Genomic DNA, 2,030 nt, shown 5'->3' on the forward strand with positions numbered 1-2,030 from the left:
GCCACGGCGGCCGCGCATGTGGCCCGGTCGGCAGCGGACCTGTCCGCGCTGGCCGGGGCGCATGCGCTGCGTGAGGGCTCCGATGCGTGCGCGGTGGCGGCCCAGGTCGCGGAGGCGAACGGTGCCGGGCTGGCGGTCTGCACGGTCGATGGCCAGGACGTGGTGACTCGCGCGGTCACCACGGTGGAGTTGGGGCTGTTCGGGAGTCGGGCGACCTCGGCGGTGGCACGAGCCGGGCCGGTCTGAGGCGTCAGGTGCCGAGCATGCGCTCGCGGAGCAGGTCGTAGACGGGCCGCGAGCCGAGTAGCTGGGGGACGATCACCGCGGTGACGCTCGCGGCGAGCAGCGGCACGGCAACCAGGGTGGAGGCGCACATCTCCATCACCAGGATCGCGCCGGTGAGCGGGGCGCGCACCACCGAGGTGAACATCGTGGCCATGCCGACCATCATGAGCGCCGGCATGAGGTCGGTGCCCACCCCGGGGGAGATCATGTCCACGACGTGCCCGCCAACCAGCCCGAGCAGGGCACCGAGTGCGAGCATCGGCGCGAACAGGCCGCCCGGGGTGCCCGCCGCGTAGGACAGCGGGCCGGCCACGAACCGGACCACGACGATCACCGCGACGCCGACGAAGGTTAGCTGCTGGCCGGTGAGCAGTGCCTGCGTCAGGTCGTCACCACCGCCGACGAGGTCGGCATCGAGCGTCAGGGCCACCCCGATCACCGCGCCGATCGCGCTGATCTTGACCAGCTTGGGAATGCGGTGCAGCGCGTCGAACCAGTGGAGGAACGACAGGATCAGACGGTTATAGAGCACGCCGACCAGCGCCACCATCACACCGAAGATCGCGAAGATCGGTAGGTGCGAGAACGCGGGTTCGGCGATCGGCGGGACGTGGAAATCCGCGTGGTCGCCGAGGATTATGCGGCTGGTCATCACCGCGACCACCACCGAGGCCAGCGTCCACACGACATAGCGGAGTTTGATCTTGTGGGTGATCTCCTCGAGGCAGAACATGGTGCCGGCGATCGGGGCGTTGAAGGCCACCGCGAGTCCGGCGCCGGCCAGGGCGGACTGCATGGTCTTGATTTCGTCGGTGGTTGCCCGGGCGACCTTGCCGCACCACGCACCGATGGTGGCACCCATGTGAACGGTGGGGCCCTCCCGGCCGAGGACCATGCCGCCGAGCCCGATGGACAGCAGCCCGCCGACGAAGCGCGCGGGCAGGATCCGCAGCGGAGCATGGTCGGCCTCTCCGCGCTCGACGGCCTCGACATGCTGGATGCCACTGCCCGCGGCGAGGGGGATCCTGATGGCGATGTATCCGGCCAGGGCCGCGGCCACGGTGGTCATGGCGACGGGGATGAGCAACCCCGCACCGCCGAGATCGTGGGACCACGTCACGACATCCAGTCGGAACTGGTTGGCGTGGACGAGCAGCCACCTGAAGGCACCTCCAACGGCTCCGGCGAGGACACCCGCGACCAACGCCAACAGGGTCATCCACACGAGGATGCGTGTGTTGCTGTCGAGAGTTTCCTCGTCCTGGGGGTCAGGCACAGCGGTGGTCACTGTTCGACCATAAGCCTGCCGTGGGGCCCGCGCGGTCGGTGCGGTCAAACGGGACTGCGCACACCGATTATGGCGTTGTCGTCGTCGTCACATAATCAACCGCAACCACCGACCCCGTCGCGGGGGAACGGCGGTAACCACCGACCGCGCCGAGCGGAACGGCTGGAACCTCCGGCTACGCCGCACCGACCTCGGCGAGCTGACCCACGACCTCCATCAGGAGGGCGATCGCGCCCGTCTTGGACAGGGGCTCGTTGCCGTTCCCGCACTTGGGGGACTGGATGCACGACGGGCAGCCGGACTCGCACCCGCACGCGCGGATCGCCTCGAGCGTCGCGCGCAGCCAGGCGTGGGCGCGGCGGAACCCACGCTCGGCGAACCCGGCGCCGCCCGCGTAGCCGTCGTAGACGAACACCGTCGGCAGGCCTGTGTCCGGGTGCAGGGCCGTGGAAACGCC

3 protein-coding genes are annotated in these 2,030 nt (G+C 69.9%); 1 reads left to right on the forward strand and 2 read right to left on the reverse strand.

Annotated features, from left to right (window positions below; all coding sequences use genetic code 11):
* Positions 1-246 (forward strand): Rv3654c family TadE-like protein (locus tag G6016_RS15165; protein ID WP_182633447.1); only part of this gene is annotated, 246 nt, incomplete at its 5' end.
* Positions 247-250: 4 nt separating this feature from the next.
* On the opposite strand, the gene G6016_RS15170 is transcribed toward G6016_RS15165, so the two are convergent.
* Both G6016_RS15170 and G6016_RS15175 read right to left on the reverse strand, forming a co-directional pair.
* Positions 251-1,504: a chloride channel protein gene (locus tag G6016_RS15170; protein WP_182633449.1), complete on the reverse strand. Its 1,254-nt coding sequence runs from the start codon at positions 1,502-1,504 to the stop codon at positions 251-253.
* 244 nt (positions 1,505-1,748) lie between these two features.
* The coding region (locus G6016_RS15175; RefSeq protein ID WP_182633448.1) for a Zn-binding domain-containing protein at positions 1,749-2,030 on the reverse strand (282 nt) is incomplete at its 5' end.

Origin of the sequence: Dietzia aerolata, assembly GCF_014144865.1 — a bacterium.
GTDB classification, from domain to species: Bacteria; Actinomycetota; Actinomycetes; order Mycobacteriales; family Mycobacteriaceae; genus Dietzia; species Dietzia aerolata.

Bases quoted from the DNA above. Each gene is read 5' to 3' on its own strand.
- G6016_RS15170 (WP_182633449.1), bottom strand. From the start codon at position 1,504: ATGACCCTGTTGGCGTTGGTCGCGGGTGTCCTCGCCGGAGCCGTTGGA.